Here is a 14,970-nt window from a genome sequence, read left to right as displayed (position 1 = left end):
CCCCAAAGTATTTACGTTTTACTTAAATTGAGAAAGCAAGAAGATAGTATTGCTTTTACATTTATTTTTCGCAAAAATATACTACCTTTGTCCATCTATGACACATCAAACGCATACATTTACCAACGGATTACGCCTGGTTTGCGTCCCCCATTCATCACAAATTGTGTATTGTGGATATTACATTAAAGCAGGAACAAGAGATGAGTTGAGCAACGAAGAGGGCTTAGCACATTTCTGTGAACATATGTCTTTCAAAGGCACAGCAAAGCGTTCGGCACGTAACATCATCAATAGTTTGGAACAATATGGTGGCGATTTAAATGCTTTTACAACCAAAGAAACAACCGTTTATCATGCAGCAATATTGTCGAAGCATATTTATAAGGCTGTAGAAGTGCTTACCGATATGGTGTTTAACAGCGTTTATCCACAAAAAGAGATTGCAAAAGAGGTTGAAGTGATTTGCGATGAGATAGAGAGCTATAACGATTCGCCCTCTGAACTCATTTATGATTATTTCGAACAAGAACTCTTTGGCTGTGCAGCTTTGGGTCATAATATTTTAGGAAAGGCAGAGAATGTACGACAATTCACCACTGCCGATGCTCAAAGATTTACACAACGAATGTATCAACCCAATAATATGGTGTTCTTTGTGTATGGAGATGTTGATTTTAAACGATTGGTTCAGCAACTCAATAAGCTAACCAGTGCTTTCCCAGAAGCCACTCCTCGTTTGCAAAGAGAGATGCTCTTACCTAACGATATATTAAAGACAACGAGCGTCGAAGGCACTCAAAAGGTGATAAAACGCAACACGCACCAATGCCATGTCATGATAGGTGCCAAGTCGTTTAGCGTGTATAACAAGCAACGTGTGGTACTTTATTTGTTGAATAACATATTAGGTGGGCCAGGAATGAACGCTCGTTTCTCTATTGCTTTGCGTGAAAAACGAGGCTTAGTGTATAGTGTCGATAGCTCGATGGTGTGTTATAGCGATGTAGGAGTGTGGAGTGTGTACTTTGGTTGCGACCCTCACGACCTTAAAAAATGCATCGCCTTGGTGAAAAAAGAAATGCAACGCCTGTGCGATAGCATGCTTACAACCAAGCAAATAGCCAGCGCAAAGCAACAGTTAAAGGGGCAAATTGCAGTGTCATGTGATAGTAGAGAGAGCTTTGCACTCGACTTTTCAAAAGCCTTTCTCTATTTCAATGAGGTGAAATCTATCGACGATTTGTTTACCGAAATAGATGCTATTACACCTCAAGAGATCATAAATGTTTCGAGAGAAATATTCGATTCCAATCGCTTATTCACCCTCATTCTAGAATAAAATAAAAGCTACTGCCTTTAAGCAGTAGCTTCTTTTTATGGCATAACGCCTTTAAGTTCTTCTAACCTAATGCCGTTTTGTATTCTTAGTGTTAACGAGTCGCCTTTAACAAGCTGTGATGTAGGAATGCTTAACAATGCAGGTTCTGTTACATTATTGGTGGTTTCTTTGTTGCTAAACACCACAGTCCAAATATAATGTACATTGTTTCCATGGCTCATTGTAAGTTTCTTTTCTGCAATAGAGATATTAATGGGCTTATCTTTCACCTTCTCTAAACGCATTGGAACCGTTAGTTGAACGTTCAAATACTTCTTATTCTTAGCAAAGTTCGATGCAACATATAACACAGGGTCGCTCTTTACGTCTTCAGTTGTTTGTGTAACAGGTTGAAGAAGCATCATCGGAATGAAGCCTAAGATAGACTTTACCTGGTCTTTTTCACGATAAGTAACTATTGCACGATAGAACGTTTCAGTGCCAGTTAGCCATGGATGTTGTGTAGGAAGCTTGACACTTGCCTTCTGATCATCGTCAAATACGATATTAGCAGTTTGGTCTTGCTTGTTAATAGTTACCTCTGCGGCATCTCGTTTTAGGTAAGAATTTTCTCCATCCCCACCATCAAAGGTGTTTGAAGTGCAGGCTGTTAATAGTAGTAAGGCTGCACCAATAATTGTTTTTATTTTCATATAGCTTTAAAATGATTAATTGCTGGGTTGGCATACATTGTTAATATACGCTCACGAAGATAAGCTTCATCTTTGTTTTCGATTTGAATTTTGTTCAATTGACCAGTGATATAGTCTTCGAAAGTTTGCTTTTCTTCGTGTGTGTAATAGTTACTATATTGGTTATTGTTCTCTAATAGGTCGAGAGCAATATAGTTATTAGCATACAAACGATAGTTTGCATGTATTTGTTGATCGATATGTTGCGCCACAATTGCATAAAAATCGTTCTTAGAAAGTTCGCTGTCGAGCGATTCAAGAAACGAGTCAATACACCCTACACTGTGATAATGAATGCGACCTTTATATCCCATGATGCCCGTTTGCATACTTATGATATCGTCTTGAGCACTTTTTTTATACTCAGGATTGTCTCTCTTTAACTGAAACTCCATTGCCTTTAGATAGTCGCAGGGGTCGTATTCGTACGAAATAGCTAAGGGAACGATGTGCATTTCCTTTAGTTTATCAGCCAAAGAGCCTTCTCCACCAATGGTAAGCATTTTCAAAAGAGCCTCTTGAGTGCGGTCGTTTGAGTCTTTTGCTCTGCCCTCTCGTTGCGCAATCCAAATGTTTTCGTTTTTGTTAGTGATCACAAAATGCATGTAGTTAGATAGGCGTTTGCTGGCAATGAGCATCTGACGAGGGGGCAAACCACGCTCAACAATGAACGATTTGTTAATTCTTACAAGGTCTTTTACCCACGGAAGAGACAATAAGTTGTCGCCAATTGCAATCTCACACGATGTGTCAAATCCTGCATCTATTAGTAGAACGTCGAGAATTGCCGAATCTAATACAATGTCACGATGGTTACTTAAGAAAGTAAAATTTTTACTTTTATCTATCGCATCGCTGTTAAATGAAACCGATTTAGCCGTTTTATTGAGTACCCAATAAACAAACTTATAACTAAAAACACGTTGAAATTCCATACTATTTTTTACTTCTTTCATCTTTTGATGAAGCGTTTCAACGGGTATTTCAGGGAAGATATAAGGCAAAATAGAGCGAAATTGCTCGCTACTAAATAGCCTATCAATCGCCTCGGGCAATTCTTCTGGCTCGAAAGGGCGTATGTCTTTAAATTCTTCAGGTATCATCATATCTTTAAAGTATTTGATGTTTAAGATGCAACTGGATTGTTTTAGAATTGACGTTCAACGATGTTTGTAAGCACATCGGTCATATTTAAGCCTGCAGCACGAACCTGTTGAGGAATGAAACTTGTTGCAGTCATACCAGGAGTGGTGTTGATTTCTAATAGGTTTAGAACATCCTTGCCGTTAGAATCTTTACTAATGATGTAGTCGATACGTATAATTCCGTTGCAACGCAATAACGAATAGATTTCTTTTACCTCATTAGCTACACGCTCTGCAGTGTCTGGATGAAGGCGAGCAGGGGTGATTTCTTGTACTTGTCCGTTATATTTTGCGTTGTAATCGAAGAACTCATTTTCTGTAACTACTTCGGTTGCAGGAAGCGAAACCAATCCTTCTTTAGTGGCATAGCAGCCTATTGAGATTTCAGTTCCTTGTAAAAAACTTTCTATCATCACCTCATTGCTTTCGTTAAAGGCAAGCTCTAAGGCTGCAGGAATATCGCTTTTGCTTTTCACTTTCGATACTCCAAAGCTCGAACCATCGGCTGCTGGCTTAATAAAGCAAGGCATTCCAAGTTCACTCTCAATCTTTTCTGCGCTTATTTTATGTGCCTCGTCTTTGTAAACTACCATACTTTTAGCCACATTATAGCCAAAACCACGAAGGTAATTGTTCAAAACAAACTTGTTAAAGGTCATTGCTTCTACCAAAACTCCAGATGTAGAATAAGGCAATTGAATCATATCAAAGTAGCCTTGAAGTAGTCCATTCTCGCCAGGGGTGCCGTGAATAGTGATATAAGCATAATCGAAGACGACCTTATTGCCATTCAACTCAAAAGAGAAGTTATTTTTATCAATTGGCAGTTGTTGATTCTCTTCAACATTCACCCACCACGATTCTTTACTAATTTCTACAATATAAACATTGTAACGCTCTTTATCGAAGAACGAATAAATTCCTTGTGCCGAGCGTAAAGATACCTCGTGTTCTGATGAGTAGCCACCACATACAATGGCAATATTTCTTTTTTGAGTCATATTTGCTTATTCTTTATTTGTCAATTATTGAAAGTATCGTTATTAGTTCCTTCTATATACACACGCCATTTGTTTAACATTGTATCTAAATCGTTAGGCAATGGTGATGTAAAGTGACATTCTTTTTGGGTTGTTGGGTGAACAAAGCCCAGTGTTTGTGCGTGAAGTGCTTGTCTGTCGCATATATTAAAGCAGTTTTGAACAAACGATTTGTAGCTAGAGCTTCTGTTTCCACGAAGTATTTCCTTACCTCCATAACGTTCATCTCCAAACAAAGGGTGCCCAATATGCTTCATGTGAGCACGTATTTGGTGTGTTCTGCCTGTCTCTAATATACACTCTATGAGCGTAGTATAACCAAATCGCTCGATAACTTTATAGTGAGTAACGGCAGGTTTGCCTATTCCTGAGTCGGGAGAGAATACTGTCATGCGTTGACGATCTTTAGGATCACGACCGATGTTGCCTTCAATTCTGCCCTCATCTTCAGCGATATGTCCCCAAACAAGAGCCTTATAGCTTCGTGTAGTAGTTTTATTAAAGAACTGAACACCTAACTTTGTTTTGGCATTAGGAGTTTTTGCCACTACCAACAAACCGCTAGTATCCTTGTCTATGCGATGTACTAAACCCACTTCGGGACTGTTTGCGTCGAAGTTCTTATCGTCTTTCATGTGCCAAGCAACGGCATTTATCAGTGTACCATGAAAGTTTCCCACTCCTGGGTGCACCACAAGTCCTGCGGGTTTGTTTACTACAAGCAATTCAGCATCTTCGTAAACAATATCTAAAGGTATGTTTTCTGCCTCGATAGTGTTATCGTGTCGAGGGCGATCGAGCATTAAAGTAACCACGTCGTTGGGACGAATTTTATAGTTACTCTTCACAGGTTGGTCGTTTACATGCACGAAACCAGCCTCTGCTGCCTTTTGAATTCTGTTTCGACTACTATGTTGAAGTTTCTCGAACATAAACTTATCTACTCGTAAAGGCTTTTGACCTTCGTCGGCAACGATGCGAAAATGCTCGTAAAGTTGTTGTTCGTCGTCTTCTAATAACTCGTCGTTATCTATTGATATATTTTCGTCGTTAATCACAAATAAAATGTTTTTGTTTGATGATATCGTAACTTCTCTTTGTTATTTATTCTCCGGGGACGGGTATTTCTTCAAAATCATCCCCTTCATTGCCTTGTGAATTGTCGTTACGATATATGGGTTCAACATAGCTTACGCTGTCACTTGCACTGCGCATACCATTTCCTACTAAAATAGTTAGTGGTTTATCTACAGGTATTTTTTCTCCTGCTACTACATTTCTATCGCCTATCATGATACCATAAACCCAGTCTTTCTCTCCTGGAACTTGCTTAGGTGCAGTGAGTTTGAAGCCCATTGACTGTAGTTTTACCATTGCTTCACGAAGGGAACTGTTGTCGATTACATCGGGAAGAGTAATGGTTGGAGATTTAGAAGAGTTGATGGTGAGATAGATGATGCGACCCGATTTTACCCTTTCGCCACCCTTTGGATTTTGTTCGAGAATACAATCTGGAGGCAATGTTTTGATATAACCCGTGTCTACCACCTCTACTTCAAGTCCTAAACGTTTGAGTTGAGCCTCTGCTTCTTGGTAAGATTTGAACTTAAGATGAGGCACAATGATCGATTCTCCATGATGGGTGTAGAGCGATAAACCATATTTTATCCCCCAAAGACAAAGCACCACCACGCCAATCATTGCGAGAATGTTGAGCCAAAGATATCTACTCTTGAACTTACCTATAAATTCTGACGATTCCATTTGTGTCTTTTTCGTTTGCAAAATGACGTCCACACGTTTTAGATAATTTTATTCTTAGTGATTTGCATCACATCGCATGAACTGCAAGAGAGCGTGTTATCATATAAATAAATAACGTCTCTTCTTTGCAAAAGTACAAAAAAAACATTACATAGCTCATTGCTTTGCAATTCATTTTCTAGTTATGTAAGTCAAAGAGTTATGATGATTGCAAGTAAAAGCAATGCAATTGACCTGCAAAAGCATTGCTATTGTGTGTCAAAAGCAATGCAATTAGCATGTAAAAACGTTGCTTTTGCAGGGATAAAAAAAACTCCAACACACTATGTGCATTGGAGTTTAATGATGTTGTGCGCCTGCAACCTTTGTTGCTTTGGCGTTATTGTGCTTTGAAACGTTTAAGAAAGCAATTTTTTAACGATGGTAGAGATGGTTCCGCCCTCTGCTTTTCCAGCCATTTGTTTGCTTGCTTGCCCCATTACTTTACCCATATCTTTCATGCCTTGTGCCCCTGTTTCACTAATAATGTTAGCTACAATCTTCTCTATCTCTTCGTTAGAGAGAGGCTTAGGCAAGTATGCCTCAATCACTTTAACCTGTTCTATTTCGTGAGCAGCTAAGTCTTCACGACCCGATTGTGTGAAAGTGGTGGCAGATTCTTTGCCTTGTTTTGCTAGTTTCTGAAGTATTTTAAGAGCATCTGCATCGCTTAATTGATCGTTTGCACCAGGTGCTGTCTTTGCTTCAAGGAACACTTTCTTAATGTTACGCAATGTTTCTAAACGCACTTTGTCACGTGCTTTCATTGCATCTTTAATGTCATTGCTGATTTGTTCGAATAGTTCCATATCTTTATCTTTGATATTTTACGTTCTTATTTATGCAAAAGTGATGAGTCCTTGCACAGGTTCTTGTCCCTCGTTGTTATCGTTTGTAGGATCTTTCTTTAGCTTACGACGAATATCTTCGAGTGCTTTGATACTGCGTTTGTAGGTTGGAATCTTCTCAACTTCAAGAATAATTTCTTCATTTGATAAATCTTCAGAATCGAATAGGAACACGTTAAAATTGCGTTTTGTATTTCTGTGTGCCACATCTCCACCATAATATTTACCTCTAAGCATCATCTTTTGAGCCACTTCTTGCTGCCTTTTAGCATTGTTGATAGCCTCTTCTTGAGCTTCTTTCTTGTTCATGTGATTCTCAACAACATCGATATCTTTCATACCAAAGCCCGTTGCAAGAATGGTTACCTTTACTTTTTCTCCCAACTCAGGGTCTACCGACAGACCAAACTTAGATTCATAGTCACCTGTAATATTGCCCATAAACTCGTGAACCTCATTCATTTCTTCCATAGTGAACTTGGTTTTTTCGTCCTTGTCGTCGCTAATCTTGATGCTTAAAAGGATTTTCTTTGAGTTATAGATGTCGTTATCGTTGAGTAGAGGCGAGTTAAGTGCATCTTCAATAGCCTTCCTTAATCTGCCTTCTCCTTCACCATAACCAGTGCTCATGATTGCAACTCCGCCTTCTCTCAACACGTTTTTAACGTCTTGGAAGTCGACATTGATAATACCATGCTCTGTAATTATCTCTGCAATACTTCGTGCTGCGATGCTAAGAGTGTCGTCTGCCTTTCCGAAAGCATCTAAAACACCTAGCGAAGGATATATTTCTCTGAGGCGTTCGTTGTTGATTACCAAAAGAGCATCAACGTTTTTTGCCATTTCTTCTACGCCATCTAGAGCTTGATCGATTTTCTTTGCGCCTTCGAAAATAAATGGAATGGTAACGATTCCCACTGTAAGAATATCCATTTCCTTACTTACTTTCGCTACGATAGGACCAGCACCTGTACCTGTTCCACCACCCATTCCGGCTGTGATGAATACCATTTTGGTTCCATCGCTTAGCTTTGCACGAATTTGTTCTATGCTGTTTTCAGCCTCAGTACGACCCTTTATAGGGTTAGTTCCTGCTCCCAAACCTTCGTCTCCCAATTGAAGTCTGTCTGGAATGGGCGAGTCTTCGAGTGCTTGTCGGTCGGTGTTGCAAACCAAGAAAGTTACATCATGAATTCCTTCTCTATACATGTGGTTTACAGCGTTACCGCCTCCACCTCCAACACCGATTACTTTTATTATACTTTTCGCTTTCTTAGCTGATATAAATTCTACTCTTCCGCTGTCGTTAAATGCGTTATCTGCCATATTATTTGTGCATTAAAAACGTTAAATCTGCTTGTTTTCTTACTCTCCTTCTTCTTTCATTATCTGATCGAAGAAATTCTTTGTCTTTCTGAATAGCTTGTTTAAAGGACTATTTTTACGCTTCTCTTCTTCTAATCTGCGTTCTTCTTCCTCTCTAGCTCTTTGCTCAGCTTCTTCCTCTTCACGCTTTCTTCTTGCTTCTTCTTCAGCCTTTTGTTTCTCAGCTTCAGTAGGAACAACACCTCTTCCCTGTGTTTCTGTTATCGAACGAGGAGCCTTTGGTGCCTCTACAGCAGTAGAAGTGGTTTCTGTATTATTTTCTTTTGCGAATAAATCGCTTGTTAGTTCGTCGCCAGCACAGTTCATATCGCCTTTTGCAATCAATCCTAATACGGTATTCATAGTTGCATTATGTGCTGTAATTTCAGGAATGTTAGAGTTAATTGTCTCTTGAACAAAGTTGGCAATTCTTATCTTATCAACTCCAGTGTGTTGTTTAAACGCCTTTTCTATGTTCTTCATGTTTGATACTCCACCTGTAATTATGAATCCACCTAATAGCTTATCGGTGTATTCGCTAGGCACTTGGTACCATACATTCTTTATAATTTCTTCTAAACGAGCCTCTACAATCTCGATAAATGTCTTGCTATCAACTTGTCTATCTTCATCGATTGAGTACTTTAAGTTCTCGTCAATATCTTTGCTATCAGTATAAGCCGAAGCGTATTTGAGCTTTATCTTTTCTGCATTTTCATCGTCCATCTGAAGTGATGCGATATCTATTGTGATGTTATTTCCACCCAATGGGATAACAGCTAGATGGCGGAGAATGTTGCGATAGTATACTGAAACGGTTGTAGTTTCAGCACCTAAATCAACTAAAACACAGCCAACTCGCTTTTCTGCATCGGTTAAAACGCTGTCGGCTAGAGCCAATGGAGCAAGATACATCTCTGCAATTGCGATGCCAGCATTATCGAAACACTTATTAAGATTGCGGTAAAAAGATTTCTTCCACAATATATTTAAAAGGTTTGCTTCGAGTCTTGTGCATTGAATACCAACAGGGTCGAGTTGATATTGTGCATCAACTTTATATTCTTGAGTTATTGCATCGAGGACTTCTTGTGCGGGATAAGTCATGCTTCTGTTTGCATCCATTAGTTCATTTACCATGTCTAAGGTTACAACAGTATCTAAAGGAAGTTCTTTAATCAATGTATTCTTGACGCTTCTTATGCTCTGTCCGCCTACACCAACATACACTTGAGCCACCTTAGACTTTAGAGATGTCTCTAAACGTTTGATGATATTGGTTAAGCATTGCACTGTTTTGTCAATATTATACACGACTCCTTTGTTGATACATGAGGTGGAGTCTTCTTTAATTACTGAAAGAATTGAGATGCTTCCATCTATGTTTTTCTTGCCAGCAACACCAATAATATTGGTTGACCCTAATTCAATTGCTACAATAAATTCCTTTGCCATAACTATATTTCGTTATATTTTCTAAATTCGTTTCTTACAAATAATTTGGTTATCAAACTCTAAATTGATATAAGAATATTTGTTCCAGCCTGCCTGAGACAATCCATATTTATAGAATTTCTCTAGTCTTGACAGCTTTGTATCTATAAAATTCTTTATCAATAGTTCCCGTTTTTCACGGTTTCGACTTTCTGGAATCTGACCAAGATAGATGATATGATCACCTATTCTTGGTATAATTTCGATGCCACCATTAGGTAATACATTGATTTGTTCAACAAGATTTTGCCACAGTTCGTTATTAATTATTGTGCGACTCATTGGCGAAATATATCTTTGAGCAAACGAACGAGAGATGGGACCTGTTGCAATGATAAGGTCAGAGGTATAATGTGAGTTAGGCATTATACAGTCTTTGTCGTCTACATAATAATCTTCTCCGTTCTGAGCCTTTATTCTTACCACTGGCATTCGCTGTGTAATGGTGATGTTTACGTGCCCTTCTTGAGTTTTATAACATTCTGCCGTACTCACGAATGGGCTTTTTGTAAGCATCTCTTCAATGCGTCTTGTGTCGATATAGCGCATTGGTTTTTCAAGCGGGAATAGCTTATTTTTTTGCAATCTCGCTTTTATTTCTTTGGCATCTATAAACCCATTGGTAGTACCATCTGCAACATTGATCTGCACTTTACTGCAGGTCGTAGTTGTTGCGTAGGGCTTATTGAACGATGTGAACGCAAAAACAAGATACACTGCCAATGCAACATCGAGCAAGATGGTTACTATTTTCTTTACATTAATTTGCATATTGACCGAAAAGAGGTTGATGCCTTACTTATATAATATGATTTATTCTTTTGATTCTATTATTTTTGTGAGCTGTGGCATATAGCTTTCTATGTCGCCAGCACCTAATATTACGAGCACATCGAAGTCACGTTCACGAGCCAAATCGAGCAATTCTTCTTTGTGAATCATTTGCTTTTGAACTCCATCTTTCAAGCAGTCGTAAATCAATTTACTTGTAACTCCTTCGATTGGAAGCTCTCTTGCGGGATAGATATCACATAAAATTACTTCATCTAACAAGCTAAGAGCCTCTGCAAAGTCCTTATAAAAGTCTTTTGTTCTACTGTAAAGGTGAGGTTGGAAGATTGCAGTTATTTTGCGATTGTTATAAAGTTGTTTTAAACTTCTTGCGCTTTGAAAAATCTCTTTGGGGTGATGTGCATAGTCGGAGAGCAACACATGCTTGTCGTTCTTTATCTTAAAGTCGAATCGTCTCACCACTCCATGATACGAACTCATACCATATCGCAATTCATCTGCAGTGCAACCGCATATTTGAGCCAATGCCATTGCTGCCACTCCGTTCTCAATATTGATAGGAACAGGTTGTCCTAGTTGAATGTTATATACGTTTTCGATGGGCGAAATGAAGTCGAATGTAATCTCTCCATTCTCTATTTTGATGTTTTCAGCATGAAAATCGCCCTCATTCTCGCTATATTCATACACCTTAACACCATCAACTACGGCAGGAGTCATTTCTAATCCCTTTTTAATGATCAAGGCACCGCCTGGTTGAATGAGTGTTGTATAGTGTTTGAAGCTTTCCAAATAAGCCTCTTTTGTTCCGTAAATATCTAAGTGATCGGGGTCTGTTGAGGTGATAACAGTGGCATAAGGGCGCAACCAATGAAAGCTTCTGTCGAACTCATCGGCTTCAATTACAACATATTCGCTATCTTTTGATAAGATATAGTTAGTGCCATAGTCTTTCGAAATACCTCCAAGAAAGGCATTACAGTCTACATTACTCTGGTGAAGAATGTGTGCACACATCGTAGAAGTAGATGTTTTGCCATGTGTTCCTGCCACGCAAATGCCTTTATGAGTGCGAGTTAGTGTTCCTAACACTTGTGCTCTCTTTTGAATATCGAAGTTATTTTCACGGAAGAAGATAAGTTCTTTATGTGTAGAAGGAATGGCTGGAGTGTATACCACCAATGTGTTTAGAGGATTCTTGCAGGCATGTGGTATTTCGTCTACATTCTCTTCATAGTGAAGAAGCATGCCCTCTTTCTCTAAATTACGTGTTAGGTCGGTTGGAGTTTTATCGTAACCTGCAACAACAAGTCCTTTTGCAAGGAAGTAACGAGCTATTGCACTCATTCCAATTCCACCCGCACCGATGAAGTATACTGCTTTTATTTCGTTTAATTCCATTATTGTTTTGCTATTTTTAGCACCTCTTCAGCAATGCGTTCTGCCGAGTTTTTGAGTGCCATCCCTAAGATATTTTGATGTAATTCGTTTAGTTTGCTCTCGTCGTTGATAATTGACAACGCTGTATTAATAAGTTTTTCGGGTGCCTCTGCATCCTTAACATACACTGCCGCCTGCTTGTTTACAAGGGCAAGAGCATTCTTCGTTTGATGATCTTCAGCCACATTAGGACTTGGAACCAATATCACTGGCATACCTAAAAGGCAGAATTCGCTGATAGAGCTTGCACCTGCACGACTAATAACCATGTCGGCTGCAGCATAAGCAGAGGCCATATCGCTAATAAAGTCGGTGACATGAAGATTAGCAAGAGGCTCTTCGCCTTCTAATTGTTTTGCTATTGCTTCTTTATACACCTTTCCTGTTTGCCAAATAAATTGCACATCGCTGTTTCTTATTTCGCTAAGATGTTGCAGAATACTCTCATTAATGGTTCGAGCACCAAGACTTCCGCCAATAATTAAGATGGTTTTCTTTTCAGGATCTAACTGAAATACTTTGCGAGCGTCTGCCTTTGAAATGTTGTTTTGCAAGATATTCTGACGAACAGGATTGCCTGTAAGTATTATTTTGTCGTTTGGAAAGAAACGATTCATACCTTCATACGCCACACAAATTTTGCTTGCACGCTTTGCTAACAGCTTGTTTGTTACACCTGCGTAGGAGTTTTGTTCTTGAATGAGATAGGGAACGCCAAGCGAAGCGCATTGGTTGAGCGTTGGACCACTGGCATAACCTCCAACACCAACAGCCGCATTAGGTTTAAACTCTTTAATGATAGCTTTTGCTAAACGGCGACTTTGCCAGAGTTTATAAAGCACTTTTATGTTTTTCCATAGGTGTTTTCTGTCGAAACCGCATACAGGTAAACCTTTGATCTCATATCCAGCGTCGGGCACTCGTTGCATTTCCATACGTCCTAAAGCACCTACAAACAAAATGTTTGCAGTGGGTTCTAACTGCTTTATGGCGTTAGCAATTGAGATTGCAGGGAAGATATGTCCACCAGTTCCACCACCACTGATAATTATTCTCAAGTTTCTTTCCATTTTATTAATGTGATATATCCTTGCAAAAATAATCAAAAAAAATGTATTGAGGGCTGTTTTTTAGATAGATTTTGTATTAAAACAAGTATTGTTTCTTTGTTTTTGTCTTTTTTTGCGTATTAACTCTTAGGTTGTTTCTTGTGAGTTATCAAAACAAATAAAAAAACTATAGCCTTCATTAGAAGAAAAGAAGTCCTAAAAAACGACAAAATAAAAGGGCACATCATGTAGATGCGCCCCCTGGTTATAGAGTGATTAAGAGATTATCTCTTATACATTTTCCAAGTTTTGTTACCTTGTTTTAGAATAACAATACCTCTGTAGTTGCTGTTATTGCTATCTAACTTCATACCATCGATGGTGAATAGTTCGTAAGGCTCATCAAAGTTTGGTTGTGCAAAAGCATCGTTTGTGGTGTTGTTGATACCTGTTGTTACTTTAGTTCCTTTAACATTCATCGATTTTATTTGCCATGTTGGGCAGTTAGTTGTTGTTGATTTGTAGCGGAATTGCAACTTTACCTTCTTACCTGCATATTTTTCAAGTGAAACAGCTGTGGCTTTCACCGCCTTAAAGCTTTTTCCATCGCCCCAAACAGGAATATTAAGTACTTCTGTTGTACCGTCAACTACCACCTCAACGCTTAGGTTTTCATGATTACCAAATTTCAAAGCGTGCTCTAAATCGAGTGTAAGATCTTTATAATTTGTTAAGTCTATCTCTGGAGTAATTAACAAAGCTTCACTCGCAAGTCTTTGTTTCTTCACGAAAGCAGATGCTTTAAACACTTTATGAGTTTCGTCATGAGTCCACACATAGGTTGAACCAGTTGGGAGAGTGATGTTGTTTTTCTCTAAAGTATTCCAACCATTGTCGATGTCTAAGTTATAGATAACGTTCTCATCTTGTGTTGTTTCTGGTGTAGAAGGAGTCGTTTCCGCATCAGGTAAGCTTGGAGTTACCGCATAACTACCATATCTTGCATCGTCACTTGCAGTGGTTATTGCTTTATTAGGATCGAAACTTACATTCACACTATCGCCCCAAATGTATTCAGCAATAAATGGATAGTCGATAAATGGGTTGCGATTGCCTTGAATGGCATATACAGCATCATTGCGTTTTGTTTCAATCTCGCTCACTTTGTCGTTCTTGCTCCATTGGCGATACAAAGTGCTTGCCCAGTTTTTCAATGTTGGATATTCACCTGTAATGTTGGTAACAAGACCCATTTTAACCCAAGTTAAGTTCGAATAAGTGGTTGCCATGTACATATAAGAACGTGCAAAATCACCCTTCCAGGTGTCTCCTGGTTCCCAACAATTTTGTGTTTTTCCTTCAATTGTACCAGTTCCGACCTTATCATAGCCTGCACCACTGTTGTGTTTCACGGTAGTTACAATAGCCATAGGGAAGTTTCCTTTTTGCGAATTGTCTTTAGAAGGACTTGGATAAAGGTGATGTATGTCTGAATTAGCAGGATTTTCGGTTTTTCCCCACCAACTTTTGGGAAACGAATGCTCGATGTTCATTCCTGCAACATCTTGATAATTGTTGGTTGAAGGAAAGGTAAATTTCTCAGAACTATACCTGTTTACAACCTCATTGTTTTCCTTTCGATCGGTAGTGTAAAAGGCATCCCATACATTTCCCTTTCCTTTTCCGTAGCCTAAGGTCTTGTGTTGGCGAAGAAGAGTTCCCAAAGCCTTCTTTAATTCTTCTTTCTTTAATCCTTTTAGCGACGAATAATACTTCGCAATTGTTGCTCGGTCGGCAGCAAAAGTGTTAGTACTCCACACCGATAAAAGTGCGATGATTGATGCAAAAAGTAAAATTCTCTTCATGATGTTTTATTTTTTTTGTGAAACTTTTGAATATCAACAAGTTGATATCGATAGCA

13 protein-coding genes are annotated in these 14,970 nt (G+C 38.8%); 1 reads left to right on the top strand and 12 read right to left on the bottom strand.

The annotated features are described in order from the left end of the window. Window positions 1-97: 97 nt before the first annotated feature. Window positions 98-1,342 carry a pitrilysin family protein gene (locus HMPREF0669_RS09065; RefSeq protein ID WP_009228234.1) on the top strand — a complete coding sequence of 415 codons (1,245 nt, stop codon included), beginning with the start codon at window positions 98-100 and terminating at the stop codon, window positions 1,340-1,342. A gap of 35 nt (window positions 1,343-1,377) precedes the next feature. Here the strand turns inward: HMPREF0669_RS09065 and HMPREF0669_RS09060 are convergent, their stop codons facing one another. The 12 genes from HMPREF0669_RS09060 to HMPREF0669_RS09000 all read right to left on the bottom strand — a co-directional run bounded on the left by HMPREF0669_RS09060 (window position 1,378) and on the right by HMPREF0669_RS09000 (window position 14,914). Next, entirely contained in the window at window positions 1,378-2,034 is a 657-nt protein-coding gene (locus tag HMPREF0669_RS09060; RefSeq protein WP_009228233.1) for a hypothetical protein, read from the bottom strand. Then, on the bottom strand, window positions 2,031-3,179 hold the full coding sequence (locus tag HMPREF0669_RS09055; RefSeq protein WP_009228232.1) for a 1-acyl-sn-glycerol-3-phosphate acyltransferase: 1,149 nt from the start codon (window positions 3,177-3,179) through the stop codon (window positions 2,031-2,033). The genes HMPREF0669_RS09060 and HMPREF0669_RS09055 overlap by 4 nt, the downstream gene beginning before the upstream one ends. Window positions 3,180-3,220: 41 nt before the next feature. Then, on the bottom strand, window positions 3,221-4,219 hold the full coding sequence (locus tag HMPREF0669_RS09050; RefSeq protein ID WP_009228231.1) for a D-alanine--D-alanine ligase: 999 nt from the start codon (window positions 4,217-4,219) through the stop codon (window positions 3,221-3,223). Between the two features lie 20 nt (window positions 4,220-4,239). After that, entirely contained in the window at window positions 4,240-5,316 is a 1,077-nt protein-coding gene (locus HMPREF0669_RS09045) for an RluA family pseudouridine synthase (protein WP_009228230.1), read from the bottom strand. Window positions 5,317-5,362: 46 nt separating this feature from the next. Continuing rightward, complete coding sequence (locus HMPREF0669_RS09040; RefSeq protein ID WP_009228229.1) at window positions 5,363-6,022, bottom strand: PASTA domain-containing protein; 660 nt, start codon at window positions 6,020-6,022, stop codon at window positions 5,363-5,365. A 398-nt stretch (window positions 6,023-6,420) separates the two neighbouring features. Then, window positions 6,421-6,870 (bottom strand): GatB/YqeY domain-containing protein, encoded by a 450-nt coding sequence (locus tag HMPREF0669_RS09030; protein ID WP_009228228.1) that lies wholly within the window; start codon window positions 6,868-6,870, stop codon window positions 6,421-6,423. Between the two features lie 30 nt (window positions 6,871-6,900). Further along, window positions 6,901-8,235, bottom strand: a complete 1,335-nt coding sequence (gene ftsZ / locus HMPREF0669_RS09025; RefSeq protein WP_009228227.1) for a cell division protein FtsZ — start codon at window positions 8,233-8,235, stop codon at window positions 6,901-6,903. 39 nt (window positions 8,236-8,274) lie between these two features. Further along, window positions 8,275-9,729, bottom strand: coding sequence for a cell division protein FtsA (gene ftsA / locus HMPREF0669_RS09020; RefSeq protein WP_009228226.1), 1,455 nt, complete (start codon window positions 9,727-9,729; stop codon window positions 8,275-8,277). 21 nt (window positions 9,730-9,750) lie between these two features. After that, the gene (locus tag HMPREF0669_RS09015; protein ID WP_009228225.1) at window positions 9,751-10,539 is read right to left on the bottom strand and encodes a cell division protein FtsQ/DivIB; all 789 of its coding nucleotides are present in this window, start codon (window positions 10,537-10,539) and stop codon (window positions 9,751-9,753) included. Between the two features lie 42 nt (window positions 10,540-10,581). Next, complete coding sequence (gene murC, locus HMPREF0669_RS09010; protein ID WP_009228224.1) at window positions 10,582-11,961, bottom strand: UDP-N-acetylmuramate--L-alanine ligase; 1,380 nt, start codon at window positions 11,959-11,961, stop codon at window positions 10,582-10,584. Next, window positions 11,961-13,070 carry an undecaprenyldiphospho-muramoylpentapeptide beta-N-acetylglucosaminyltransferase gene (gene murG / locus HMPREF0669_RS09005; RefSeq protein ID WP_020967394.1) on the bottom strand — a complete coding sequence of 370 codons (1,110 nt, stop codon included), beginning with the start codon at window positions 13,068-13,070 and terminating at the stop codon, window positions 11,961-11,963. The genes murC and murG overlap by 1 nt, the downstream gene beginning before the upstream one ends. 263 nt (window positions 13,071-13,333) lie before the next feature. After that, window positions 13,334-14,914, bottom strand: a complete 1,581-nt coding sequence (locus tag HMPREF0669_RS09000; RefSeq protein WP_009228222.1) for an endonuclease — start codon at window positions 14,912-14,914, stop codon at window positions 13,334-13,336. Window positions 14,915-14,970: the final 56 nt, after the last annotated feature.

This window comes from Prevotella sp. oral taxon 299 str. F0039 (assembly GCF_000163055.2).
Lineage (GTDB): Bacteria > Bacteroidota > Bacteroidia > Bacteroidales > Bacteroidaceae > Prevotella.
The sequence above is the reverse complement of the archived record's forward strand: the minus strand, read 5'-3'. Positions and strand labels throughout refer to the sequence as shown.

Bases quoted from the DNA above. Each gene is read 5' to 3' on its own strand.
- HMPREF0669_RS09065 (WP_009228234.1), top strand. From the start codon at position 98: ATGACACATCAAACGCATACATTTACCAACGGATTACGCCTGGTTTGC.
- HMPREF0669_RS09060 (WP_009228233.1), bottom strand. From the start codon at position 2,034: ATGAAAATAAAAACAATTATTGGTGCAGCCTTACTACTATTAACAGCC.
- HMPREF0669_RS09055 (WP_009228232.1), bottom strand. From the start codon at position 3,179: ATGATGATACCTGAAGAATTTAAAGACATACGCCCTTTCGAGCCAGAA.
- HMPREF0669_RS09050 (WP_009228231.1), bottom strand. From the start codon at position 4,219: ATGACTCAAAAAAGAAATATTGCCATTGTATGTGGTGGCTACTCATCA.
- HMPREF0669_RS09040 (WP_009228229.1), bottom strand. From the start codon at position 6,022: ATGGAATCGTCAGAATTTATAGGTAAGTTCAAGAGTAGATATCTTTGG.
- HMPREF0669_RS09030 (WP_009228228.1), bottom strand. From the start codon at position 6,870: ATGGAACTATTCGAACAAATCAGCAATGACATTAAAGATGCAATGAAA.
- ftsZ (WP_009228227.1), bottom strand. From the start codon at position 8,235: ATGGCAGATAACGCATTTAACGACAGCGGAAGAGTAGAATTTATATCA.
- ftsA (WP_009228226.1), bottom strand. From the start codon at position 9,729: ATGGCAAAGGAATTTATTGTAGCAATTGAATTAGGGTCAACCAATATT.
- HMPREF0669_RS09015 (WP_009228225.1), bottom strand. From the start codon at position 10,539: ATGCAAATTAATGTAAAGAAAATAGTAACCATCTTGCTCGATGTTGCA.
- murC (WP_009228224.1), bottom strand. From the start codon at position 11,961: ATGGAATTAAACGAAATAAAAGCAGTATACTTCATCGGTGCGGGTGGA.
- murG (WP_020967394.1), bottom strand. From the start codon at position 13,070: ATGGAAAGAAACTTGAGAATAATTATCAGTGGTGGTGGAACTGGTGGA.
- HMPREF0669_RS09000 (WP_009228222.1), bottom strand. From the start codon at position 14,914: ATGAAGAGAATTTTACTTTTTGCATCAATCATCGCACTTTTATCGGTG.